A 1,461-nucleotide genomic window follows, 5' to 3' on the forward strand; every position below is an offset into this window, starting at 1 on the left:
CTCCTGCGTGCGGAGAAGGCTCTCAAGAAAGTCGGCGAACTGATCGGCGACGAAGAGGCTGGCGTTCGCATCATCCAGAAGATTCTCGAATACCCACTGCGTTACATCGCAGAAAACGCTGGTTACGACGGCGGCGTTGTCGTCAATCGCGTTCGTGGCATGAAGAAGAACGAAGGCTTCAACGCAGACAAAGGCGATTACTGCGATCTCGTTGCAGCGGGTGTTATTGACCCTGCGAAAGTCGTCAAGACGGCTCTGCAAAACGCAGCCAGCGTCGCGGCTCTGCTGCTGACGACTGAGTCTTTGGTGACTGAAATCCCTGCTCCTCCGGAAGAAGACGCTGGCGACCATCATCATGACCACGGAATGGGTGGCATGGGCGGAATGGGCGGCGGCATGCCGGGCATGGGTGGAATGGGCGGCATGGGTGGCATGGGAATGCCGGGCATGATGTAGTCCGCAATTTAAAAGTTGACAGGGAACAGGGTTCAGCATTTGAAGCCCTGTACCCTGAAAACTGTACTCTTTGAACTCGAACAATCAGCCGCTCTCAAATCCACGGCGGCACAAACACTCATAAATCAAACAAACAAGGAACCTCCAAATGGCCAAGCCAAAAATCAAACCTCTGGATGATCGCGTCGTCGTTGAGCCAATGACTGCTGAAGAAACCACTGCTGGCGGAATCGTGCTCCCGGATTCGGCTCAGGAAAAGCCGCAGCGTGGAACCATCGTTGCCGTCGGTCCTGGCCGTCTGCTCGACAGCGGTGAGCGTGGCGATCTTTCGGTTTCAGTCGGCGACGAAATCATTTTCGGCAAGTACGGCGGAAACGAAATCGAAGTCGATGGCAACGAGTACAAGATTCTTCGCGAGTCCGACATTCTTGCGAAAGTTGTCTAAGCAGGGTGGCATAGGCTTCCAGCCTGTGATCATGCAACGTGGTGGCGGCTTCCAGCCGCCGCAATTCAGGATGCGACGGCTAGAAGCCGTCACTACGACTACCAAATCAAAACTCACTACAAGGAAACTCAAATGGCTAAGCAACTGCTTTTCGACGACCACGCTCGTCAGCGCATGCTTCGCGGCATCGACAAACTGGCTGACGCTGTCGCCGTCACGATGGGCCCGACCGGTCGCAACGTGATCATCAACAAATCTTTCGGTGGACCCACAGTCACCAAAGACGGCGTTACCGTTGCCAAAGAGATCGAACTTGAAGATCGCTTCGAAAACATGGGCGCCAAGCTCGTCGTCGAAGTTGCTCAGAAAACTTCTGATCTTGCTGGTGACGGAACGACCACCGCTACCGTTTTGGCTCGCGCTATTTACAAAGAAGGCCTTCGCAACATCGTCGCGGGTTCCAACCCGACCGCAATTCGCCGCGGAATCGACGTTGCCGTAGCTGCTGCGGTTGAGAAACTGCAGGAAATGGCCAAGAAGGTTTCCAAGAAGGAAGAAGT

At 54.7% G+C, this 1,461-nt stretch carries 3 protein-coding genes; all 3 read left to right on the top strand.

Annotation, left to right across the window (positions count from 1 at the left end):
- On the top strand, positions 1-456 hold a 456-nt coding region (locus tag RC85_RS25785), incomplete at its 5' end, for a TCP-1/cpn60 chaperonin family protein (protein ID WP_276526185.1).
- 148 nt (positions 457-604) lie between these two features.
- Complete coding sequence (gene groES, locus RC85_RS25790; protein ID WP_068267826.1) at positions 605-901, top strand: co-chaperone GroES; 297 nt, start codon at positions 605-607, stop codon at positions 899-901.
- A 132-nt stretch (positions 902-1,033) separates the two neighbouring features.
- Positions 1,034-1,461, top strand: a 428-nt coding sequence (locus RC85_RS25795) for a TCP-1/cpn60 chaperonin family protein (protein WP_276526186.1), incomplete at its 3' end; no start/stop codon positions are given.

This window comes from Rubripirellula obstinata (genome assembly GCF_001642955.1).
Taxonomy (GTDB): Bacteria; Planctomycetota; Planctomycetia; order Pirellulales; family Pirellulaceae; genus Rubripirellula; species Rubripirellula obstinata.

What these genes read in the sequence shown, in the direction of transcription:
- groES (WP_068267826.1), top strand. Translation starts at nt 605, where the DNA reads ATGGCCAAGCCAAAAATCAAACCTCTGGATGATCGCGTCGTCGTTGAG.